The sequence below is a fragment of the Pseudomonas sp. SK genome (assembly GCF_012975065.1).
GTDB classification, from domain to species: Bacteria; Pseudomonadota; Gammaproteobacteria; order Pseudomonadales; family Pseudomonadaceae; genus Aquipseudomonas; species Aquipseudomonas anuradhapurensis.
This window is the reverse complement of sequence record NZ_CP051857.1, coordinates 5,065,461-5,085,065: the sequence shown is the minus strand read 5'-3', so window position 1 is coordinate 5,085,065 and position 19,605 is coordinate 5,065,461. Positions and strand designations below refer to the sequence as shown.

The following is a 19,605-nucleotide window of genomic DNA, read 5'->3' as shown; positions in this document are numbered from 1 at the left end:
GCGGCGGACAGCGGCAGGGAGGCAAAGGCGGTGGAGTCGGTGGTCACGAGGCGGGCCTGCGTTGCGAAGCGAAAAATGCCGCATAGTCTACCAGCCTCGTGGCCATTCGCCCTACGACTCCATGTGTTGTTCCGGACGACGGGCACGCCTTCCGTCCGTCGGTGCCAGCTGCAGGAAGATCGCCGCCGCGAGCATGGCCATCACACCAATGGTCACGAAGGTCAGCTGGAATGCTCCCAGGGTGGTTTCCACACCCTCGGCGCTGCCGGCAGCGGTAAAGCCGCCAAGCAACGCGCCGGCGCAGGCCACGCCCAGGCTCAAGGCCAGCTGCGCCACCACCGACAGCAGGCTGTTGCCGCTGCTGGCGCTGGCGTCGTCAAGGTCGATCAGGGTCACCGTGTTCATCGCCGTGAACTGCATGGAGTTGACGGCTCCCAGCAGGCCGAGCTGCAGCAGCAACACGGCATAAGGGGTTTGCTCATCGACCAGGCCGAGGCTGGCCAGCAGCACGCCCAGCAGTAAGGTGTTGCCGGTAAGAATGATGCGGTAGCCAAAGCGTTCGATCAGCGGCCTGGCGATGGACTTGGCGAGCATGGCCGCCGCAGCCAGCGGAATCATGCTCATGCCGGCTTGGGCCGGCGAGTAGCCCAGCGCCACCTGCAGCAGCAACGGCACCAGGAACGGAAGGGCACCACTGCCCAGGCGGGCGAACAGGTTGCCGAGGATGCCGATGGCAAAGGTGCGCACGCGGAACAGGCTGGGTGAGAACAGGGGCTCCGGGTCGCGCCCGGCGCGCAGCCAGTAGGCCGCCAGGCAGGCCATGCCGGCGAACAGCAACAACATCACCCGCAGGTGTGGCAGGTGCAGTTCACCCAGACCCTCCATGGCGATGGTGATCAGCACCATCGCCGCACCAAACAGCAGGAACCCCGGGCCGTCGAAGGTGGTGCGTTCGGCGCCGCGCAGGTCGGGGATGAACTTCCACACGGCATAGCAGCCGACCAGGCCAACGGGCAGGTTGAGCAGGAAGATCCAGTGCCAGCTGAGAATTTCCACCAGCCAGCCGCCGACCGTCGGGCCCAGCAGCGGGCCGAGCAGGCCGGGAATGGTGATGAAGCTCATGATGCGCACCAGCTCGGTGCGTGGGTAGGCGCGCAATACCACCAGGCGCCCGACCGGCAGCATCAGCGCACCGCCCAGGCCTTGCACCACCCGGGCGAAGATCAGGAAGCCGAGGCTGTTGGCCGCTGCGCACAGCAGCGAGCCGAAGCTGAACAGCAGGATGGCGCTGAAGAAGATGCGCTTGGTACCGAAGCGGTCGGCGATCCAGCCCGAGGCGGGGATCAGCAGGGCCACAGTGAGCATGTAGGCGACGATCACGCCTTGCATGCGCAGCGGGTCTTCGGCCAGCGAGCGGGCCATGGCCGGCAATGCGGTGTTGAGGATGGTGCCGTCCAGAGACTGCATGAAGAAGGCGATGGCCACCACCCAGGGAATCCAGCGGGCGGTAACGGGGTCCAGCGGGGTGCGTTCGGGCATGACTTCCTCGTTTGTCAGTACCGGCCCTTTCGCGGGCAGGCCCGCTCCCACCGGTAGCGCATCGCATTCGATGAGGGTGCAATACCTGTGGGAGTGGGCGTGCCCGCGAAGAGGCCGGTGGTGTCTATCACAATGTCAGAGTCAACCCTTTGACCAGCGCCCCCGGCAAATGACTCGACCCGGTACTGCGCTGCCCGTAGGTACTGGTCGATAGAATCATCTCGCGCTCACGGGTCAGGTCCTCCAGCTGGTTACCCAGCAAGTTGTACAGGCTGTCATCGAAGCGCATGGTGCGCACCGGCCCCTGGATCTGCCCATTTTCCACCCAGAACGTGGCGAAGCGGGTCAGCCCGGTCATCCGCGCTGCCGGCAGGTCCGAGTAGTTCAGGTACCACAGGTTGCTGATGTACAGCCCGGTGCCGAGCCGCTCAAGCACCTGTTCGCTGGGCAGGCTACCTGGTGCAAGGCTGAGCGCGCATGGCGATTCGTAGCTGTCGGCGCCATTGGCCAGCAGCTCGAATTCGGCCGAGCTGCGTGCGCTGACCAGCCGCTGCCGTGCCTCGCCTTGCTGGATCAACGGCACGTCCAGGCGCGGCGAGCCTTCATCGGAGAACGCCGGGCTCAGTGAGCCGCTGACCTGCTCGCTGAAACTCACCAGCGGGCTCAGCCGCGCATCGCCGTTGTAGAGGCGCTGCAGGGCGCTGTTGCCGGTGGCCAGGGCCTGCGCAGAAAAGCCGCCCCAGCACAACATGCCAGCGATTTCGTCCATTGCCGCCGGGGCCAGGTAGGCGCGGTAGCTGCCAGGCTCCAGGGTAACTGCCGGGCGGCCGAGGAAGCCCAGTTGTTCTCGTGCCTGGCGCAGGCGCATGGTGAAGTCGTCAGCACGCCACAGCTGCCCTGCGTAGTTGGCCTTAACCGCCTCGGCGTTTTCGTGGAACAGGCTCCAGTCAAAGTTGAAGCTGTTGGCCTGGTGCCAGCCAAAGGCCCCGAACGAGCTGGCGAAGCCCCGGCAGATGGGGCCGGCGGCATAGATGCCGACCAAGTCCAGGTCGCCGGCTTCGCGCTCGAGCAGGGCCAGTACTTCATGCAGTTCGGGCAGCGGCTGTTGCTGCTGGCTGTGGCTGTGCCAGGCGCTTTGGTCCAGGCGCAGGTATGGGTCGACGGCCAACAGCGGCAAGGTCTGGCGCAGTTGTTCAAGGGCAGTGTCCAGGCGCTGGCTATCGAGTAGCGGGTCACCACTCAAGGTCACCTGTTGCTCCGCCTGACGGCCCTCGCGGATCAGGCGCAGTTGCGCACTGGCCTGGCTCACTTCGCCGGCCTGGCGCACCTTGGCGTGATTGAAGCGTACGAACTGCGACTGCTCGGCACTGTAGCCGAGGGTGAACTGCTCGCCCGTCCGCAAAGCTTTGTTCAGCGCCGCGACCAAGGTTTCGAAAGCGTTCTTCACGAGGCGTCTCCTCCGAATACATCGATCTGGCGGAACACGCAGGCTGGCGAGGCGTGACCAACCCGTACCACCTGGTTGGGTTCGCCCTTGCCGCAATTGGGTGTACCCAGCACCTGGAAGGTGCTGCAATCACCGACCGCCGCCAGGTTACGCCAGAAATGCGCGGAAATGCCGCGGTAGTTGGGGTTCTTGACGATGCCCTTGAGTTGGCCCTCTTCGATCAGCTGACCCCATTCGCAGCCGAACTGGAATTTGTTGCGGGCGTCGTCGATGGACCAGGAGCGGTTGGTGCGCATCAGGATGCCGTGCTCGATACCTTCGATCAGCTGGCTCAGCGACTTGTCCCCCGGCTCGATGTTGAGGTTGGCCATGCGGTCGATCGGCGCACGGTTCCAGCCGCAGGCGCGGCTGTTGGCCACGCCGTCGAGGCCGGAGCGGAACTGCGACAGCGCACCGCCCAACGGGCGCAGCAACAGGCCGTCGCGGATCAGGAACTGCTTGCTGGCCGGGGTCCCGTCGTCATCGAAGCTGTAGCTGGCCAGCTCTTCGCCGATGGTTGGGTCGAAGGTCACGTTCAGCAGGCTGGAGCCGTACTGCAGGTGGCCGAAATCGCTGGTTTTGACGAAGCTGGTGCCGGCGTAGTTGCGCTCGTCGCCGAGGATGCGGTCCATCTCCAGCGGGTGGCCGATCGATTCGTGGATCTGCAGCATCATCTGGTCCGGCATCAACAGCAGGTCGCGCGGGCCGCTGGGGGTGTTCGGCGCCAGCAGCAGTTGCAGCGCCTCGTCTGCCACCCGGCGGGCGGCACCCACCAGGCCGCAGCGCTCGATGACCTCGAAGCCGCCCTGCTGGCCGAAGTTGTCACGGCCCAGGCTGCGGCTCTGACTGTCCTGGCCGTCGCTGGCGGTGACCCCGACGCCGGGGAACAGGAAGCGTTGAGCATGGCGCAGTTGCGCGCCGGCCGAATTCAGGTAGGTCTGCTCGACCAGGCTCATGCCCAGGCTGGCTTGCCAGTCCACCAGGCGGCTGTCCTTGGGCACGCTGGCCGATTCTGCCGCGAGCAGGCCAAGGCAGTCGGCAAGGGAGGGCACAGGCTGGTCGAAGTTGGGCGAAACGTGGTCATGGTGGGCACTGGTCACTGCCTGCCCGCGCAGGTCCAGCAGGCTGTGCCGGGCGATCTGCCGGGCCAGTGCCTCGGCTTGCTCCAGCGCGCGTTGCAGGCCGGCCTGGGACAGGTCGGCGGTAGCGGCATAGGCTTCCACGCCGTTGATCCGCACGGTGAGCATGGCGCCTTCGTCCTGGCTGAACAGCGGTGGCTCTGCGACATTGCGGCGTACCGACAGGGCCTGGTGCGACTGTTTCACATGACGCAGGGAAAACAACTCGGCCGTACTGCGCAGCGCGGCGAAGCGCTGGCGCAACAGGGCGCTGGAATCGAACATGCGGTAGCCTCCGTGTACACGGTGGCTCCCCCTAGAACCACCCGTCTTGCATGACGAGGCAGGTATCGTCGCGCGCCTCGAGCAATGCCAGCTCATTATGGCAGCCTGGTACCTCCCAGGTCAGGAAATAACGTGCGGCCTGTAGCTGCGGCGTGGCCCGCACCGCTGCACCACTTCGATCAAAGAAAGACCCTACGCATCAATAGGAAAAGGGCGACAGACTTTTTTGTGGGAGCAAGGAGCTTGACTCATGGCATTGGGTTCCGGTAACGCCCAATATAATTTTCGAACGGAGGGGGTAAATGGACCCATTGACGGCAAGGAAGTACGTTTGGTGGGGGTGGGGCGGCCTGGATGCTCTGTATCTCTTGAATTACATGCTAAGAAATCTCTTGGCCGGCAAGCTGCCTTTTTACTCGGATGCGCTGAGCACATTGAACATGATTGAAGATCATGGCAGCTATGCAACTGTATTTATAGCGCTGGGATGGGCGCTGCAATTATCTATGCTTGCAAGTTGCATATTGCTGTTCTGCCGGAGCGGTTGGGGCGTGCGACTGGTCTGGCTGCAGTTGCCGTTCCGTCTATTGCTGTTTGTACCCTCCGCTTCAGTATTGTTCTCTTACATAGGTTTTCATTTTCCCGCTGGTTCGGTTGCGTTGCTGCTACTCGTAGTTGTTTCCGAACTTGCGAAGGTCTGGAGTCTGTGGTTCTTCAAGGAAAGGCAGGTGCCAACGGCAAAGGGTGACTGACGTTCACGGTCATACCCTATATCGAGTAATGGAGTGGCCTGTTGTCGGCTTCAGGTGAGCGATGCCCACGGGACTGAAGTGGAATAGAGGGAGGCCTCCGTACCCACGGAGGCTGGCCTTAGAACCACCCGTCTTGCATGGCGAGGCAGGTATCGTCGCGTGCCTCGAGCAATGCCAGCTCATTATGGCAGCCTGGTACTTCCCAGGTCAGGAAATAACGTGCGGCCTGTAGCTTGCCGAGGTAGAAGTCGCGGTCGGTGGGGTTGTCTTTCATCAACCCGAGTTCGGCGTGGATCGCCTGCTCCAGCCAGCGCCAACCGATCACGCAATGGCCGAAGGCCTTGAGGTATAGCGCCGAGTTGGCCAACGCATTGGTGACCTTGCCCTGGGCCAGGTCGCCGAGCAGGGTCAGGGTTACCGCTTGCAGGCGGTTGACCAGTTGCTCAAGTGGCTGGCGCAGTGGGTCGAGGTTGGGGTGATGGCTGGCGCGCTCGCCGGTGGCGCCGATCAGGCGGATCAGTTGCTTGAGCCCAGCACCGTTGTGCTGTGCCAGCTTGCGGCCCAGCAGGTCAAGTGACTGGATGCCCTCGGTGCCTTCGTGGATGGGGTTCAGGCGGTTGTCGCGATAGTACTGCTCCACCGGGTATTCCCGGGTGTAGCCGTGGCCGCCAAGAATCTGGATCGCCAGTTCGTTGGCCTTGAGGCAAAATGTCGAAGGCCAGGACTTGACGATCGGGGTCAGCAGGTCGAGCAGCTCTTGCGCCTGTCTACGGGCGCTTTCATCGGCGGCGGTATGGCTGTCGTCGAACAGGCGTGCGGCGTACAGGCCCAGATCGAAGGCGCCCTCTACATAGGCCTTCTGTGCCAGCAGCATGCGTTTCACATCCGTGTGCTCGACAATCGGCACCGCCGGGCTGTGCGGGTCCTTGTTGTCCGGTAGCCGGCCCTGCGGCCGCTGGCGGGCATATTCCAGCGAGTACAGGTAACCGGCGTAGCCGAGCATCACTGCGCCCATGCCAACGCCGATGCGTGCTTCGTTCATCATCTGGAACATGCAGGCCAGGCCCTGGTGTGGCTGGCCGACCAGGTAGCCAACACACTGGCCGTCGTCGCCGAAGTTCAGCGCGGTGGACGTAGTGCCACGCCAGCCCATCTTGTGGAACAGCCCGGACAGCAGCACGTCGTTGCGTGGGCCGCGGCTGCCGTCCGGGTTTACCAGGTACTTCGGCACGATGAACAGCGAGATGCCTTTCACCCCGGGCGGGGCGTCCGGCAACTTGGCCAGTACCATGTGCACGATGTTTTCCGACAGTTCGTGGTCGCCGCCGGAAATGAAGATCTTGTTGCCCTTGAGCCGGTAGCTGCCGTCACCGGCAGGCTCGGCACGGGTGCGGATATCGGCAAGCGAAGAGCCGGCATGAGGTTCGGTCAGGGCCATGGTGCCGAAGTAACGGCCCTCGATCATTGGCTGCAGGAACAGGCGCTTCTGTTCTTCGCTGCCGAAGCTTTCGATCAGGTTGGCTGCGCCCATGGTCAGGAACGGGTAGGCCGTGGTGCCTGCGTTGGCGGCCTGGAAGTGGGCGAAGCAGGCCTGTGAGACCAGGCTGGGCAACTGCATGCCGCCGACCTCGAAGTCGCGGTTGGCGTTGAGAAAGCCGGCTTCGAGGAAGGCGTCGATGGCGGGTTTCACTTCCGGGATCAGTTCGGCGCGGCCGTCCACATAGCGCGGCTCGTTTTCATCGGCTTTGCGGTTGTGCGGGGCGAAGAACCTTTCGGCGATGGTGCGGGCGGTGGTGAGCGCCGCATCGAAGGTTTCGCGGCTGTGTTCGGCAAAGCGCGGGCGCTGGGTCAGGGCTTCGGCGTCGAGCACTTCGTAGAGCTCGAAGGCCAGGTTGCGGGGGCTGAGCAGGGTCTCGGGCATGGTCGCGGTCCTGAGGCGGGATGCTGCGAGTTTAGGCGGATAGGGTGGGGTGGGGGAGGTTAATAGGTCTGGGTGATATGGGGTGAGAAGGGGGGAGGGCATACAGGTGCTTGCCTCGATTCTTTCTGCGCCTGTGAGATCGAGCGCCGCGCGGGCGGCGCTCGATTTCATAGGCGCAAAACATCTCGAGACAAGCGCGCATAAAAAAGGAGAGCCGAGGCTCTCCTTTTTTCTTCAACAACCCTCAGCCATCAGCCAATGGTCATCAGGCTGGCGTTACCACCCGCCGCCGCAGTGTTCACACTCACCGCCCGCTCGATCACCAGGCGCTCCAGCGCAATCTGATGATCCCCGCTGGACAGCCCGTGCACACCGACGATCGCCCCGGCACGCTTGGCCACCTGCTGGCACACGCCGCGCAGCTGGTCCGAGTCGCCATGGTGGATCACGGCGTCGAACGCCACTTCGTCCTTGCTCCAGTCCGCCACCAGCTTGACCTTGGCCTGCAGCTCTTTCGGCAGGCGAGCGCGCAGGGCCTTGCCAGGTTCGCCGTCTGCCCACACCGCCGAGCTACCTACAGCCAGCACTGCGGCGAACTGCGCCAGCAGGTCGGCTTCGTTGTCAGCCAGGCACAGCACGTGCTCACGCGGCAGGATGGTATAGCTGTTGCGCTCGCCGGTCGGGCCTGGCAGCAGGCGGGCGATGCCGCTCTGCGACTGGCTGGCAAACTGGCTGCACAGCGCGGCCAGGTCGGCATGCTGGTTGCTCTCGGCCCAGGCTTTCAGGCCGTGCAACGGCTTGATCAGCTGCTCGTGCAGGCTGCGGTCCGGCTTGCCTTCGCCGTCCTGCTGCTGGAAGTGGCGGCCGATCGCGTCCGCCGGGCGGGTCGACAGCAGGCGGTACAGGTACAGCGGGCCGCCGGCTTTCGGGCCGGTGCCGGACAGGCCTTCACCACCGAACGGCTGCACGCCAACTACGGCACCGACAATGTTGCGGTTGACGTACATGTTGCCGGCATTGGCGGTTTCCACCACCTTGGCGATGGTCTCGTCGATGCGGGTGTGCACGCCGAGGGTCAGGCCGTAACCGGAGTTGTTGATCTGCTCGATCAACTGGTCCAGATTGCGGCGGTTGTAGCGCACCACGTGCAGCACCGGGCCGAAAATCTCACGCTTCAGTTCGTCGAAGCTTTCCAGTTCGATCAGGGTCGGCATGACGAAGGTACCGCGCTTGATCTCGGCAGCATCGGCAATCGCCACCTGGTAGACCGGGCGGCCTTTCTCGCGCATGCCCTGGATGTGCTTCTCGATGCCGGCCTTGGCTTCGGCGTCGATCACCGGGCCGATGTCCACGGCCAGGCGGTCCGGGCTACCCAGGCGGCTTTCGGCCATGGCGCCCTTGAGCATTTCGATCACGCGGTCGGCGGAGTCTTCCTGCAGGCACAGCACGCGCAGTGCCGAGCAACGCTGGCCGGCGCTGTCGAAGGCCGAGGACACCACGTCGATCACCACCTGCTCGGTCAGCGCCGAGGAGTCGACGATCATCGCGTTCTGGCCACCGGTTTCGGCGATCAGCGGGATTGGTCGGCCCTGGTTGTCCAGGCGGCCGGCGACGTTGCGCTGCAGCAGGCGGGCGACTTCGGTGGAACCGGTGAACATCACGCCCTTGACGCGCTCGTCACCGACCAGGCCGGCACCGACGGTTTCGCCGCGGCCTGGCAGCAGTTGCAGCACGCCTTCCGGAATGCCGGCTTCCAGCAGCAGGCGCACGGCCTGGGCGGCGATCAGCGGGGTCTGCTCGGCCGGCTTGGCCAGCACCGGGTTACCGGCGGCCAGGGCCGCGGCCACCTGGCCGGTGAAGATCGCCAGCGGGAAGTTCCACGGGCTGATGCACACCACCGGGCCCAGTGGGCGGTGGGCGTCGTTGCTGAAGTCGTTGCGTGCCTGCACCGCGTAGTAGCGCAGGAAGTCTACCGCTTCGCGCACTTCGGCAATGGCGTTGGCGAAGGTCTTGCCGGCTTCGCGGATGAGCAGGCCCATCAGCGGCTGGATCTCGGCTTCCATCAGGTCGGCGGTGCGTTCCAGGATGGCAGCACGTTCGGCTGGCGGGGTGGCCTGCCAGATCGGTGCGGCATTCAATGCGCACTGGATGGCGTTGTCGACGTCGGCGACAGTGGCTTCCTGCACGTGGCCGACCACGTCGCGGTGGTCCGCCGGGTTCAGCACGGCGACGGCAGCGCTCTCGCTGGCGGCGCAGGCCAGCAGCGGGGCGGCTTTCCAGTCGTTGTGGGCAGTGGCCAGCATGGCGCAGGACAGCGACGCCAGGCGATGTTCGTTGGCCATGTCGATGCCGGCCGAGTTGGCCCGCTCGCTGCCATACAGCTCACGCGGCAGCGGGATGCGCGGGTGCGGCAGGCCGATGCTGCCTTCCTGGGTGCCCATGCGCTCGATGCTGGCGACCGGGTCGGCGACCAGCTCCTGGATGGAGATCGAATGGTCGGCGATGCGGTTGACGAACGAAGTGTTGGCGCCGTTTTCCAGCAGGCGACGCACCAGGTAGGCCAGCAGCGTTTCGTGGGTGCCGACCGGTGCATAGACACGGCACGGGCGGTTCAGCTTGCCTTCGGAAATCTTGCCGACCACCTGCTCGTACAGCGGCTCGCCCATGCCGTGCAGGCACTGGAACTCGTACTGGCCCGGGTAGTAGTTCTGCCCGGCAATGTGATAGATGGCCGACAGGGTGTGGGCGTTGTGGGTGGCGAACTGCGGGTAGATGGCTTCAGGCACGGCCAGCAGCTTGCGGGCGCAGGCCACGTAGGACACGTCGGTGTACACCTTGCGGGTGTAGACCGGGTAGCCTTCCAGGCCTTCGACCTGGGCGCGCTTGATCTCGCTGTCCCAGTAGGCGCCTTTCACCAGGCGGATCATCAGGCGGTGGCGGCTGCGCTTGGCCAGGTCGATGACGTAGTCGATCACATAAGGGCAGCGCTTCTGGTAGGCCTGGATGACGAAGCCGATACCGTTCCAGCCGGCCAGCGAAGGTTCGAAGCACAGGCGCTCGAGCAGGTCGAGCGACAGCTCCAGGCGGTCGGCTTCCTCGGCGTCGATGTTCAGGCCGATGTCGTACTGCTTGGCCAGCAGGGTCAGCGACAGCAGGCGCGGGTACAGCTCTTCCATCACGCGCTCGTACTGGGCGCGGCTGTAGCGCGGGTGCAGGGCCGACAGCTTGATCGAGATACCCGGGCCTTCATAGATGCCACGGCCATGGGAGGCCTTGCCGATCGAGTGGATGGCCTGCTCGTAGGACGCCAGGTACTTCTGCGCGTCATGCTCGGTCAGTGCGGCTTCGCCGAGCATGTCGTAGGAATAGCGGAAGCCCTTGGATTCGAAGCGGCTGGCGTTGGCCAGGGCTTCGGCGATGGTTTCGCCAGTGACGAACTGCTCGCCCATCAGGCGCATGGCCATGTCGACGCCCTTGCGGATCATCGGCTCGCCGCTCTTGCCGATAATACGGGTGAGCGAGGCAGTGAGGCCGGATTCGTTGTGGGTGGAGACCAGCTTGCCGGTCAGCAGCAGCCCCCAGGTGGCGGCATTGACGAACAACGACGGGCTGTTGCCCAGGTGTGGCTGCCAGTTGCCGGTGCTGATCTTGTCGCGGATCAGCGCGTCACGGGTGCCCTTGTCGGGGATGCGCAGCAGGGCTTCGGCCAGGCACATCAGTGCCACGCCTTCCTGGGACGACAGCGAGAACTCCTGCAACAGGCCCTGGACGATACCGGCACGGCCGCCGGCGCTCTTCTGGTTACGCAGTTTTTCCGCAAGGCCTGCGGCCATCTTGTTGGTCGCCTCGGCCAGCGGGGCGCTCAGGCGAGCCTGCTCCAGCAGCATCGGCACCACTTCCTGTTCGGGGCGGCGGTAGGCGGCGGTAATCGCCGAGCGCAGCACCGACTGCGGCAGGATGCTCTCGGCGAACTCGAGGAAGCACTGGTGGCTGTGGTCGGGCTGGATTTCGCCGGCGTCGTCGGCCAGGTTGCTGGCGTGACCGTTGAGTTCGGTCAGGGTGGCACCACCCTCGAGCTTCTCCAGGTAGTTGAAGATCGCTTGCTTGATCAACCAGTGCGGCGTGCGGTCGATGGACTGCGCAGCTGCCTTGAGTCGCTCACGGGTCGGGTCATCGAGTTTGACCCCAAGGGTGGTCGTCGCCATTTCTTATCCTCGTTATTGCCACGGCTGTGGCCTAAGCTGGCGCCAAGAGTAGCTGTAGGACAATTCGGGTGCAACCAGGTGCAACCCTAATTTTCGATGAAAAAGGTGCAACTCGTCAGCTGCTCGGCCGTGCCCGCTGAAAAGGCGTTTTTTCGGTGCGTTTTATTCTGAAAAACGCCCTCATTGCTCCAAAAAGGAGCAAAAAACGGGCTTTATCGGAAAATGCGCTGGCAGGTGCAACTTGCAGGTGAAAAATGGTTGCACCCGCTTCGCGTTGTTGCATAGCATTCGCCGCCTGGGTGCAACCGCCATGGCTGCGGTTGTGCATGAGATAAAAACAAACGCCAGGGCACACATATGGGCAACCCACTAACGATCACGTTCGTGATCTACATCGCGGCAATGGTGCTGATCGGCTTCGCGGCCTATCGCTCCACCAAGAACCTTTCCGATTACATCCTTGGCGGTCGCAGCCTGGGCAGCGTGGTTACCGCGCTCTCCGCCGGTGCTTCCGACATGAGCGGCTGGCTGCTGATGGGCCTGCCGGGCGCCATCTACTTCGCCGGTTTGTCCGAAGCCTGGATTGCCATCGGCCTGACCGTCGGCGCCTACCTGAACTGGCTGTTCGTCGCTGGCCGCCTGCGCGTGCAGACCGAGCACAACGGCGATGCACTGACCCTGCCGGACTACTTCTCCAGCCGTTTCGAAGACCACAGCGGCCTGCTGCGGATCATTTCGGCCATCGTGATCCTGGTGTTCTTCACCATCTATTGCGCTTCCGGCATCGTTGCCGGTGCCCGCCTGTTCGAAAGCACCTTTGGCATGTCCTACGAAACCGCCCTGTGGGCCGGTGCGGCGGCGACCATTGCCTACACCTTCATTGGTGGCTTCCTGGCGGTGAGCTGGACCGATACCGTGCAGGCATCGCTGATGATCTTCGCGCTGATCCTCACCCCGGTGATCGTGCTGATTTCCACCGGCGGCTTCGATCAGACCTTCGCCGCTATCGAGGCGGTGAACCCGGCTCACTTCGACATGTTCAAGGGCGCGACCTTCATCGGCATCATTTCGCTGATGGGTTGGGGGCTGGGCTACTTCGGCCAGCCGCACATCCTGGCGCGCTTCATGGCCGCCGATTCGGTGAAGTCGATCGCCAAAGCTCGTCGCATCTCCATGACCTGGATGATCCTGTGCCTGGCCGGTACCTGTGCCGTGGGCTTCTTCGGCATCGCCTACTTCTCGGCTCACCCTGATCTGGCTGGCCCGGTCACCGAGAACCACGAGCGTGTGTTCATCGAGCTGGCCAAGATCCTGTTCAACCCGTGGGTCGCCGGTGTGCTGCTGTCGGCCATCCTGGCCGCCGTCATGAGTACCCTGAGCTGCCAGCTGCTGGTGTGCTCCAGCGCCCTGACCGAGGACTTCTACAAGGCCTTCCTGCGCAAGAACGCTTCGCAGGTCGAGCTGGTGTGGGTCGGTCGCCTGATGGTGCTGGCCGTGGCCCTGATCGCCATCGCCATGGCCGCCAACCCGGAAAACCGCGTGTTGGGCCTGGTGGCCTACGCCTGGGCCGGTTTCGGTGCCGCATTCGGCCCGGTGGTGCTGATTTCGGTGCTGTGGAAAGGCATGACCCGTAACGGCGCGCTGGCCGGTATCGTGGTCGGTGCGCTGACCGTGATCCTGTGGAAGCACTTCGACACCCTCGGGCTGTACGAGATCATCCCGGGCTTCCTGTTCGCCAGCATCGCCATCGTCGTGGTGAGCAAGCTGGGCAGTCCTTCGAAAGCGATGGTCCAGCGCTTCGAAACGGCTGATGCGGCGTATCACGCTGACAAGTAATACCGGTTGAATCGGCGGCGCCTGCTTCGCGGGCCTGCCCGCTCCCACAGGAACTCCACAGCATTTGAGGTCTGTGCAGGCCGTGTGGGAGCGGGCAAGCCCGCGAAGCAGCCCCCGCCGATCGACAGGCAGGCCTGACTCCGCCTGCAAGGCAAGGTAAACTTGCCACCCCCGCAGGAGTTGCCATGAATTATCGTCACGCCTTCCACGCCGGCAACCACGCCGACGTCCTCAAGCACATCGTGCTGACCCGCCTCATCGCCCTGATGTCGCGCAAGGAGCAGCCGTTCGCCTACATCGACACCCACGCAGGGCTCGGCCTGTACGACCTGCAAGGTGACCAGGCAACCCGCACCGGCGAATACCTGGAAGGGGTGGCCCGCCTGTGGAATCGCGATGACCTGCCGGCCATGGCCGCTGACTACCTGCGCATCATCAAGCGCCTGAATGCTGATGGCGAGCTGCGCTATTACCCTGGTTCGCCCGAGCTGGCCCGCCGCCTGATGCGCCAGCAGGACCGCGCCCTGCTCAACGAGAAGCACCCCGAAGACGGGCCGCTGCTCAAGGAAAACATGAAGAAGGACCCGCGCGTGGTCGTGCACCTGGGCGAAGGTTGGCATGTGCCGCGCGCCCTGCTGCCGGTGCAGGAAAAGCGCGCGATCATGCTGATCGACCCGCCGTTCGAGCAGGCTGATGAATTGAAGCGCTGCACCACGGCGATGAAAGAAGCGATCAGCCGCATGCGCCAGACGGTCGCGGCCATCTGGTATCCGATCAAGGACCAGCGTTCGCTGACCCGTTTCTACCAGGACCTGACCAGCACTGGCGCACCGAAACTGCTGCGGGTCGAGCTGTACGTGCACCACCAGGACAGCCCGCAGGGCCTCAATGGTTCCGGCCTGGCCATCGCCAACCCGCCGTGGGGCCTGGAGGAAGAACTGCGCGAGCTGCTGCCATGGCTGGCCAAGGAGCTGGCGCAGACCGCCGGCAGCTTCCGCATGGACTGGCTGATCGCCGAGTAGGCTGCACCGCGATCCCCTGTAAGCGCGGCCTCGTGTCGCGATGGGCCGCAACGCGGCCCCGGCAATATTTGCGGCGAAGCTGAAAACCTGGGGCCGCTTTGCGGCCCGTTCGCGACACAAGGCCGCTCCTACAACGACCGCGCAGTTCGTGATGTTTGCGTTATAATCCCGCCCTTTAGCCGCCACCCGCCCAATGGGCCGCTGGCGCATTTCTACCGAATGAAGAGGCTGATCCCTTGGCATTGACGATTCTTGGCCTGTCCGGCGCCCTTAGCCATGACCCTTCCGCGGCCCTGTACATTGACGGCAAGCTGATTGCCGCCGCCGAAGAAGAGCGCTTCGTGCGTGACAAGCATGCGAAGAACCGCATGCCCTACGAGTCGGCGAAGTTCTGCCTGGAGCAGGCCGGCATCAAGCCATCCGATGTCGACGTGGTAGCCATCCCGTTCGCCCCGATCAGCCTGTTCGGCAAGGCACGCTGGCACTACGCCAAGCGTTACTGGTACGCCCCGGACCGGGCCCTCGACGCCATCCTGATGGGCAACCGCCGCTACAAGCGCTACCGCAAGAAGATCGTCTGGTGCCTGGAGCAGCTGGGCTTTGACCCGAAAAAGGTCAAGATCGAGCCGGTCGAGCACCACCTGGCCCACGCCTCCAGCGCCTACCACTGCTCGGGCTTCAAGGAAAAGACCGCGATCCTCGGCATCGACGGTAAAGGCGAGTACGCCACCACCTTCTTTGGCTATGGCGAAAACGGCAAGATCCACAAGATCAAGGAATTCTTCGATCCGGATTCGCTGGGTGGCCTGTACGGGGCAATCACCGAGTTCCTCGGCTTCGAGATGCTCGACGGCGAGTTCAAGGTCATGGGCATGGCGCCGTATGGCGATGCCAGCAAGTACGACTTCTCGCGCCTGGCCAGCTTCGAAAACGGCGAACTGGTGATCAACACCGAATACGCCAACGTGATCGGCCTGCGCCGCTATAAAGAGAAGGGCAAGGGCTTCTACTTCTCGCCGAAGCTGATCGAATGGCTGGGCCCCAAGCGCGAAGGCGACATCGCCGACGAGCCCTACATCCATTACGCGGCCAGCATGCAGGCGCTGTTCGAGAAAATCGCCCTGCAGATGATCGACCATTACCTGGGCGACACCCTGCGGGAAACCGGCAAGCTGGCCTTCGCTGGCGGCTGCGCACTGAACGTCAAGCTCAACCAGAAGATCATCGCCCGTTCCGATGTGAAGGAGCTGTTCGTGCAGCCCGCTTCCGGTGACGCCGGTACCGCTGTAGGTGCTGCCGCCTACGTTTCCCACGCCCGTGGCGTGCCGGTCGAGAAGATGGAACACGTCTACCTCGGCCCGTCGTACTCCAACGAGGACGTGATCGCCGCCTGTGCCCGCCACCCGAACGCGCCGAAGTGGCGCAAGCTCGACGACATGCCGCAGCGCATCGCCCGGATCATGGTCGATGGCAACCCGGTGGCCTGGTTCCAGGGGCGCATGGAGTTCGGTCCGCGTGCCCTGGGTGGCCGTTCGATCATCGGTTGCCCGAGCGTGCCGGGCGTGGCCGACCGCATCAACGAGCAGATCAAGTTCCGCGAGCGCTGGAGACCTTTCTGCCCGTCGATGCTCGACACCGTCGCCCCGCAGATGATCAAGGTCGACCACCCGGCGCCGTTCATGACCTTCACCTTCGAAGTGGCTGAAGAGTGGAAGACCCGCGTGCCGGAAGTCGTCCACGAGGATGGCACGTCGCGGGCCCAGGTGCTCAAGCGCGAATACAACCCGCGCTACTACGACATGATGAAGGCGTTGGAAGACCTCACTGGCAACGGCGTGTCGCTCAACACCTCGCTGAACCGCCGTGGTGAACCGATGATCTGCTCGCCGACCGACGCCTTGAACATGTTCTTCGGCTCGGACCTGCAGTACCTGATCATGGAAGACATCCTGGTTGTGAAGGACGGTGCGGCCGCGTATGACCAGCCGCTCTGAACCGCGCATCCTGCAGTTCTGCCATGGCTATGACGGGCCGTTCCTGGACTGTGCCCGTCAATACGCCAGCCTATTCCAGGGGCATGGCTACCAGGTGACCACGGTGTTCCTCACCGGTGCTGCCGACCCGCAAGTGGCGGCCGGCTGTGCGTCGGACGAGGTACTGTTCCTCGAGTTCAGCTCCAAGGCCGTGCGTGGCCTGAAGCTCGGCGCTATCCGCGCGTTGCGGCGGATAGCGGCCGAGCGCAATTTCGCCTTCTGCATTGCCCATCGTTTCAAGCCGATCTATGTGGCGCTGCTCGGTACCGGCCTGCCGGTGATTGGCGTGCACCATGCCTTCGGCGACTATCAGCGCAAGGGCCGCCGGCTGTTCGCCAACCTGTTCAGCAAGCGCTTGAGCCTGCTCGGGGTGTCGGACGCCGTGCGTGATGACATGCGCCGCTGTCTGCCGCAGTGGCCGGCAGAGCGTATCCAGACCTTGTACAACCGCATCGATATCGACGCCCTGCAAGCGGCCCTGGTGCCGCGCGCCGAGGCTCGCCAGGCCCTGGGCCTGGATGCGCAGGCGTGGATTGTCGGCAATGTCGGGCGCCTGCACCCGGACAAGGACCAGGCCACCCTGTTGCGTGGCTTTGCCGAAGCGCTGCCGGGGCTGCCGACTGGCGCACGCCTGGCGATCCTCGGCAAGGGCCGCCTGGAGGCCAGGCTCAAGGCGCTGGCCGCCGAGCTGGGCATTGCCGGGCAGGTCGATTTCCTTGGTCAGGTGCCGGACGCGCGCCGTTATTTCCAGGCGTTCGACGTGTTCGCCCTCAGTTCCGACCATGAGCCGTTCGGCATGGTCCTGCTCGAGGCCATGGTTGCCGGTGTTCCAGTGCTGGCCACGGCCTGTGGCGGTGCGCGCGAAGTGGTCGAAGGGGTTGGCGTGCTGTTCCCGCTCGGCGATGCCGGGCAGCTGGCCCAAGGCCTCAAGCACCTGGCCGTGCTCGATGTGGCGCAGCGCCAGGCCTGTGCCGAACACATGCTGCAGCGCCTGCGTGAGCGTTTCTCCGACCAGGCGGTGCGCGAGGCCTTCTGGCAACTGCCACAGGTCCGCTCACTGGTAGGGAAGGCCTGATGCTCAACCGTATCCAGGCTTTCCGCGAGCGCGGTTGGCAAGCCATCGACGCCACGGCCTACGCCGAGGCATGGGCGCGCTTTGGCGGCAGTGTCGCCACCCATCCGCGGGTCGTCGAACAGTTGGCCGACCTGGCGCAGATCCCGGTGCGTTATCTGGGCTGGTACCAGGCCGGTGAGCTGAGGGCTGCCATCCCGACCTGGGGGCGCCACTTGGCGCTGTCCAAGGAGGTGCTCAAGCGTGCCGGCAAGAAAGCCCTGTTCGACCTGGGCAATGCCGAGATCATCCTGCCGGCGGCGGCCGATGCCGCGGCGCCGTTGCGCCATGCGGCGCGCTACCTGTCCGAACTGAACCAGGGTCGTTTCAGTGGCCTGAAGGTGCAGAAGGAACAGCTGGCCATGGCTCGCGCCCCGGAAGACCTGTCGAAGAAGTTCCGCTACAACCAGCGCCGCGAGCTGCGCCTGCTGGAGGAGGCGGGCGGCGTGGTGCGCCCGATCAGCGACTTCACCGCGCAGGAAATTGCCAGCATGTACTGCGAGCTGTTCCAGCGCCGCTGGGGCTTCCCGGCCACCGGTGCCGAGCGCATGGCTGACGTACTGGAACGCCTGCACGAGCTGCTGATCGGCTCGGTGCTGCTGCTGGACGGCAAGCCGATTGCGATCCAGCTGGTATACCGTGTCGAAGCGCCGGAGTGGCTCAGCGTGGAGTACATCAATGGTGGCGTCGACCCGGAAACCAAGGCCTTCAGCCCTGGCAGCGTACTGAGCTTCCTCAATACCCAGGCCGCCTGGGAGGACGCCCGTGCGCGCAACAAGCCGCTGCGGTTCTCGTTCGGCCGTGCCGACCGCGAATACAAGGACCGCTGGTGCAACCCCGTGCCGGTGTATCAGGCGTGAGCCGCAAGCAGCAGTTGCTCAAGCGCCATCGGCGCAACAAGCGCCTGGGCTTGCTGGTGGGCCTGGTCGCGCTGATCGCCCTGGGGCTATTCAGCTGGTGGTGGCTGCCGCTGCTGCTGTTGCCGCTATTGTGGGCGGGCCACGAAGCCTGGTTTGCCGACCATCTGTTCTATGCGCCTGGCGAGGACTACGCCTACGATTTCGGCGATCAGGCCCGGGCGGTTGCCGCCAGCCTGGACGGTGGCCTGCTCAAGGCCGACTGCGTGCTGCAAGGCAACGAAACCCTGGTTCTCGAACTGCGGGTAAAAAGTACCTGGCTGGGGCGTTTCTTCGACCCGATCGTCGAACTGCTGGCCGGTGGGCAGGGCGACCGGCAAACCTTCGAGCGCGGTGTCGATGGTATGCGTTTTCTCAACCTGACCGGCCTGGCCACGCCTTTGCAAAGCGGCTCGTTGCGCCTGCGGGGCCGCCATTGTCGCTTGCTCGGCCAGCCGCGCCTGTGGATAACCCCGGCGGTTGATTTGCAGCGGCGGCGGGTGATGGTGATCGCGCCGCATGCCGATGATGCCGAGCTGGCCGCTTACGGCCTCTACAGCCAGGCCGACGAAGCCTGGGTGGTGACCCTGACCGCCGGTGAAATCGAGGCTGAGCACTACCAGCAGATGGGCCTGGCCAAGGCCGAGGCTGCGCGGTTGAAGGGCCGCCTGCGGGCCTGGGACAGTATCGCCGTGCCACGCTGGGCCGGTGTGCCAGAGTCGCGTTGCGTGCAGCTGGGCTATTTCTGCCTGCAGCTGCCTGCCATGCAGGCCGCGCCAGACCAGCCGGTTGCCTCTCGTGAGGCCGAGCTCGCCGATGTCCGTGTATTCCGCCAGTTCAACCCGTTCCCGATGCCGGCCGACGCTGATGGTGCGCCGACCTGGCACAACCTGCTGGCCGACCTGCGGGCCGTGCTGGAAATGGCCAGGCCGCAGGTGCTGGTGATGCCACACCCGCAGCTCGACCCGCACCCTGACCACATCTGCGCCCAGGCGGCAGTGCTGGAGGCCTTGCAAGGCCTGGCCTGGCAGCCGCAAACCGTGCTTTGCTACGCCAACCACCTGCATGACAACGACCGCTGGCCGATGGGCAACAGTGGCGATGGCGTCGCCTTGCCACCGCAGTTGCGCGCGGACCAGGCCTGGGCACCCTGCAGCCTGGTGCTGGACCTGCCGACCCAGCGTGACAAGGCCATGGCCCTGGGCATGATGCACGACCTGCAGCCGCCGGCGCCGTTCAAGCGCCGTGTGCGCCGCGTGTTGCAACGCTGGCTGGCCGGGCGGCGGCCATCGCCTTACGGGGAGAACGAATTCTTCCGCAAGGCCGTGCGCCGACATGAACTGTTCTGGCGGCGTGAGCTGTAGCCTCCCCATGGTTGACCGCGATGGCGCAGAGCGCCCA

At 64.5% G+C, this 19,605-nt stretch carries 13 protein-coding genes and 1 pseudogene; 7 read left to right on the top strand and 7 right to left on the bottom strand.

Going from position 1 to position 19,605, the window contains the following annotated elements:
* Positions 1-111 precede the first annotated feature (111 nt).
* The 4 genes and pseudogenes from mdtD to HG549_RS26400 form a co-directional block, all read right to left on the bottom strand.
* Entirely contained in the window at positions 112-1,539 is a 1,428-nt protein-coding gene (mdtD, locus tag HG549_RS23210) for a multidrug transporter subunit MdtD (protein WP_170033108.1), read from the bottom strand.
* 127 nt (positions 1,540-1,666) lie between these two features.
* Positions 1,667-2,986 carry a TldD/PmbA family protein gene (locus HG549_RS23205; protein ID WP_170033106.1) on the bottom strand — a complete coding sequence of 440 codons (1,320 nt, stop codon included), beginning with the start codon at positions 2,984-2,986 and terminating at the stop codon, positions 1,667-1,669.
* Positions 2,983-4,428: a TldD/PmbA family protein gene (locus HG549_RS23200; RefSeq protein ID WP_170033104.1), complete on the bottom strand. Its 1,446-nt coding sequence runs from the start codon at positions 4,426-4,428 to the stop codon at positions 2,983-2,985. Before HG549_RS23200 ends, HG549_RS23205 begins: the two co-directional genes overlap by 4 nt.
* A 31-nt stretch (positions 4,429-4,459) precedes the next feature.
* Positions 4,460-4,576, bottom strand: a pseudogene (locus tag HG549_RS26400) (hypothetical protein); the annotation flags it as partial.
* 154 nt (positions 4,577-4,730) lie between these two features.
* Here HG549_RS26400 and HG549_RS23195 point away from each other — a divergent pair.
* Positions 4,731-5,180: a hypothetical protein gene (locus HG549_RS23195; RefSeq protein ID WP_170033102.1), complete on the top strand. Its 450-nt coding sequence runs from the start codon at positions 4,731-4,733 to the stop codon at positions 5,178-5,180.
* Positions 5,181-5,298: 118 nt separating this feature from the next.
* Here HG549_RS23195 and HG549_RS23190 read toward each other — a convergent pair whose 3' ends face one another.
* The 3 genes from HG549_RS23190 to HG549_RS23180 all read right to left on the bottom strand — a co-directional run bounded on the left by HG549_RS23190 (position 5,299) and on the right by HG549_RS23180 (position 11,589).
* Complete coding sequence (locus tag HG549_RS23190) at positions 5,299-7,101, bottom strand: acyl-CoA dehydrogenase (protein ID WP_170033100.1); 1,803 nt, start codon at positions 7,099-7,101, stop codon at positions 5,299-5,301.
* Between the two features lie 251 nt (positions 7,102-7,352).
* Positions 7,353-11,306 carry a trifunctional transcriptional regulator/proline dehydrogenase/L-glutamate gamma-semialdehyde dehydrogenase gene (gene putA / locus HG549_RS23185; protein WP_170033098.1) on the bottom strand — a complete coding sequence of 1,318 codons (3,954 nt, stop codon included), beginning with the start codon at positions 11,304-11,306 and terminating at the stop codon, positions 7,353-7,355.
* Between the two features lie 115 nt (positions 11,307-11,421).
* The gene (locus HG549_RS23180; RefSeq protein WP_170033096.1) at positions 11,422-11,589 is read right to left on the bottom strand and encodes a hypothetical protein; all 168 of its coding nucleotides are present in this window, start codon (positions 11,587-11,589) and stop codon (positions 11,422-11,424) included.
* A 74-nt stretch (positions 11,590-11,663) separates the two neighbouring features.
* On the opposite strand from HG549_RS23180, the gene putP reads away from it, so the two are divergent.
* From putP to HG549_RS23150, 6 genes are all read left to right on the top strand, one after another.
* Positions 11,664-13,142 (top strand): sodium/proline symporter PutP, encoded by a 1,479-nt coding sequence (putP, locus tag HG549_RS23175; RefSeq protein ID WP_170033094.1) that lies wholly within the window; start codon positions 11,664-11,666, stop codon positions 13,140-13,142.
* Positions 13,143-13,327: 185 nt separating this feature from the next.
* Positions 13,328-14,164, top strand: a complete 837-nt coding sequence (locus HG549_RS23170; protein WP_170033092.1) for a 23S rRNA (adenine(2030)-N(6))-methyltransferase RlmJ — start codon at positions 13,328-13,330, stop codon at positions 14,162-14,164.
* 236 nt (positions 14,165-14,400) lie between these two features.
* Positions 14,401-16,158 carry a carbamoyltransferase gene (locus HG549_RS23165; protein WP_170033090.1) on the top strand — a complete coding sequence of 586 codons (1,758 nt, stop codon included), beginning with the start codon at positions 14,401-14,403 and terminating at the stop codon, positions 16,156-16,158.
* Complete coding sequence (locus HG549_RS23160; protein WP_170033088.1) at positions 16,142-17,272, top strand: glycosyltransferase; 1,131 nt, start codon at positions 16,142-16,144, stop codon at positions 17,270-17,272. Before HG549_RS23165 ends, HG549_RS23160 begins: the two co-directional genes overlap by 17 nt.
* Positions 17,272-18,168 (top strand): antimicrobial resistance protein Mig-14, encoded by an 897-nt coding sequence (locus HG549_RS23155; RefSeq protein WP_170033086.1) that lies wholly within the window; start codon positions 17,272-17,274, stop codon positions 18,166-18,168. Before HG549_RS23160 ends, HG549_RS23155 begins: the two co-directional genes overlap by 1 nt.
* Positions 18,165-19,568: a PIG-L deacetylase family protein gene (locus HG549_RS23150; RefSeq protein ID WP_170034313.1), complete on the top strand. Its 1,404-nt coding sequence runs from the start codon at positions 18,165-18,167 to the stop codon at positions 19,566-19,568. Before HG549_RS23155 ends, HG549_RS23150 begins: the two co-directional genes overlap by 4 nt.
* Positions 19,569-19,605: the final 37 nt, after the last annotated feature.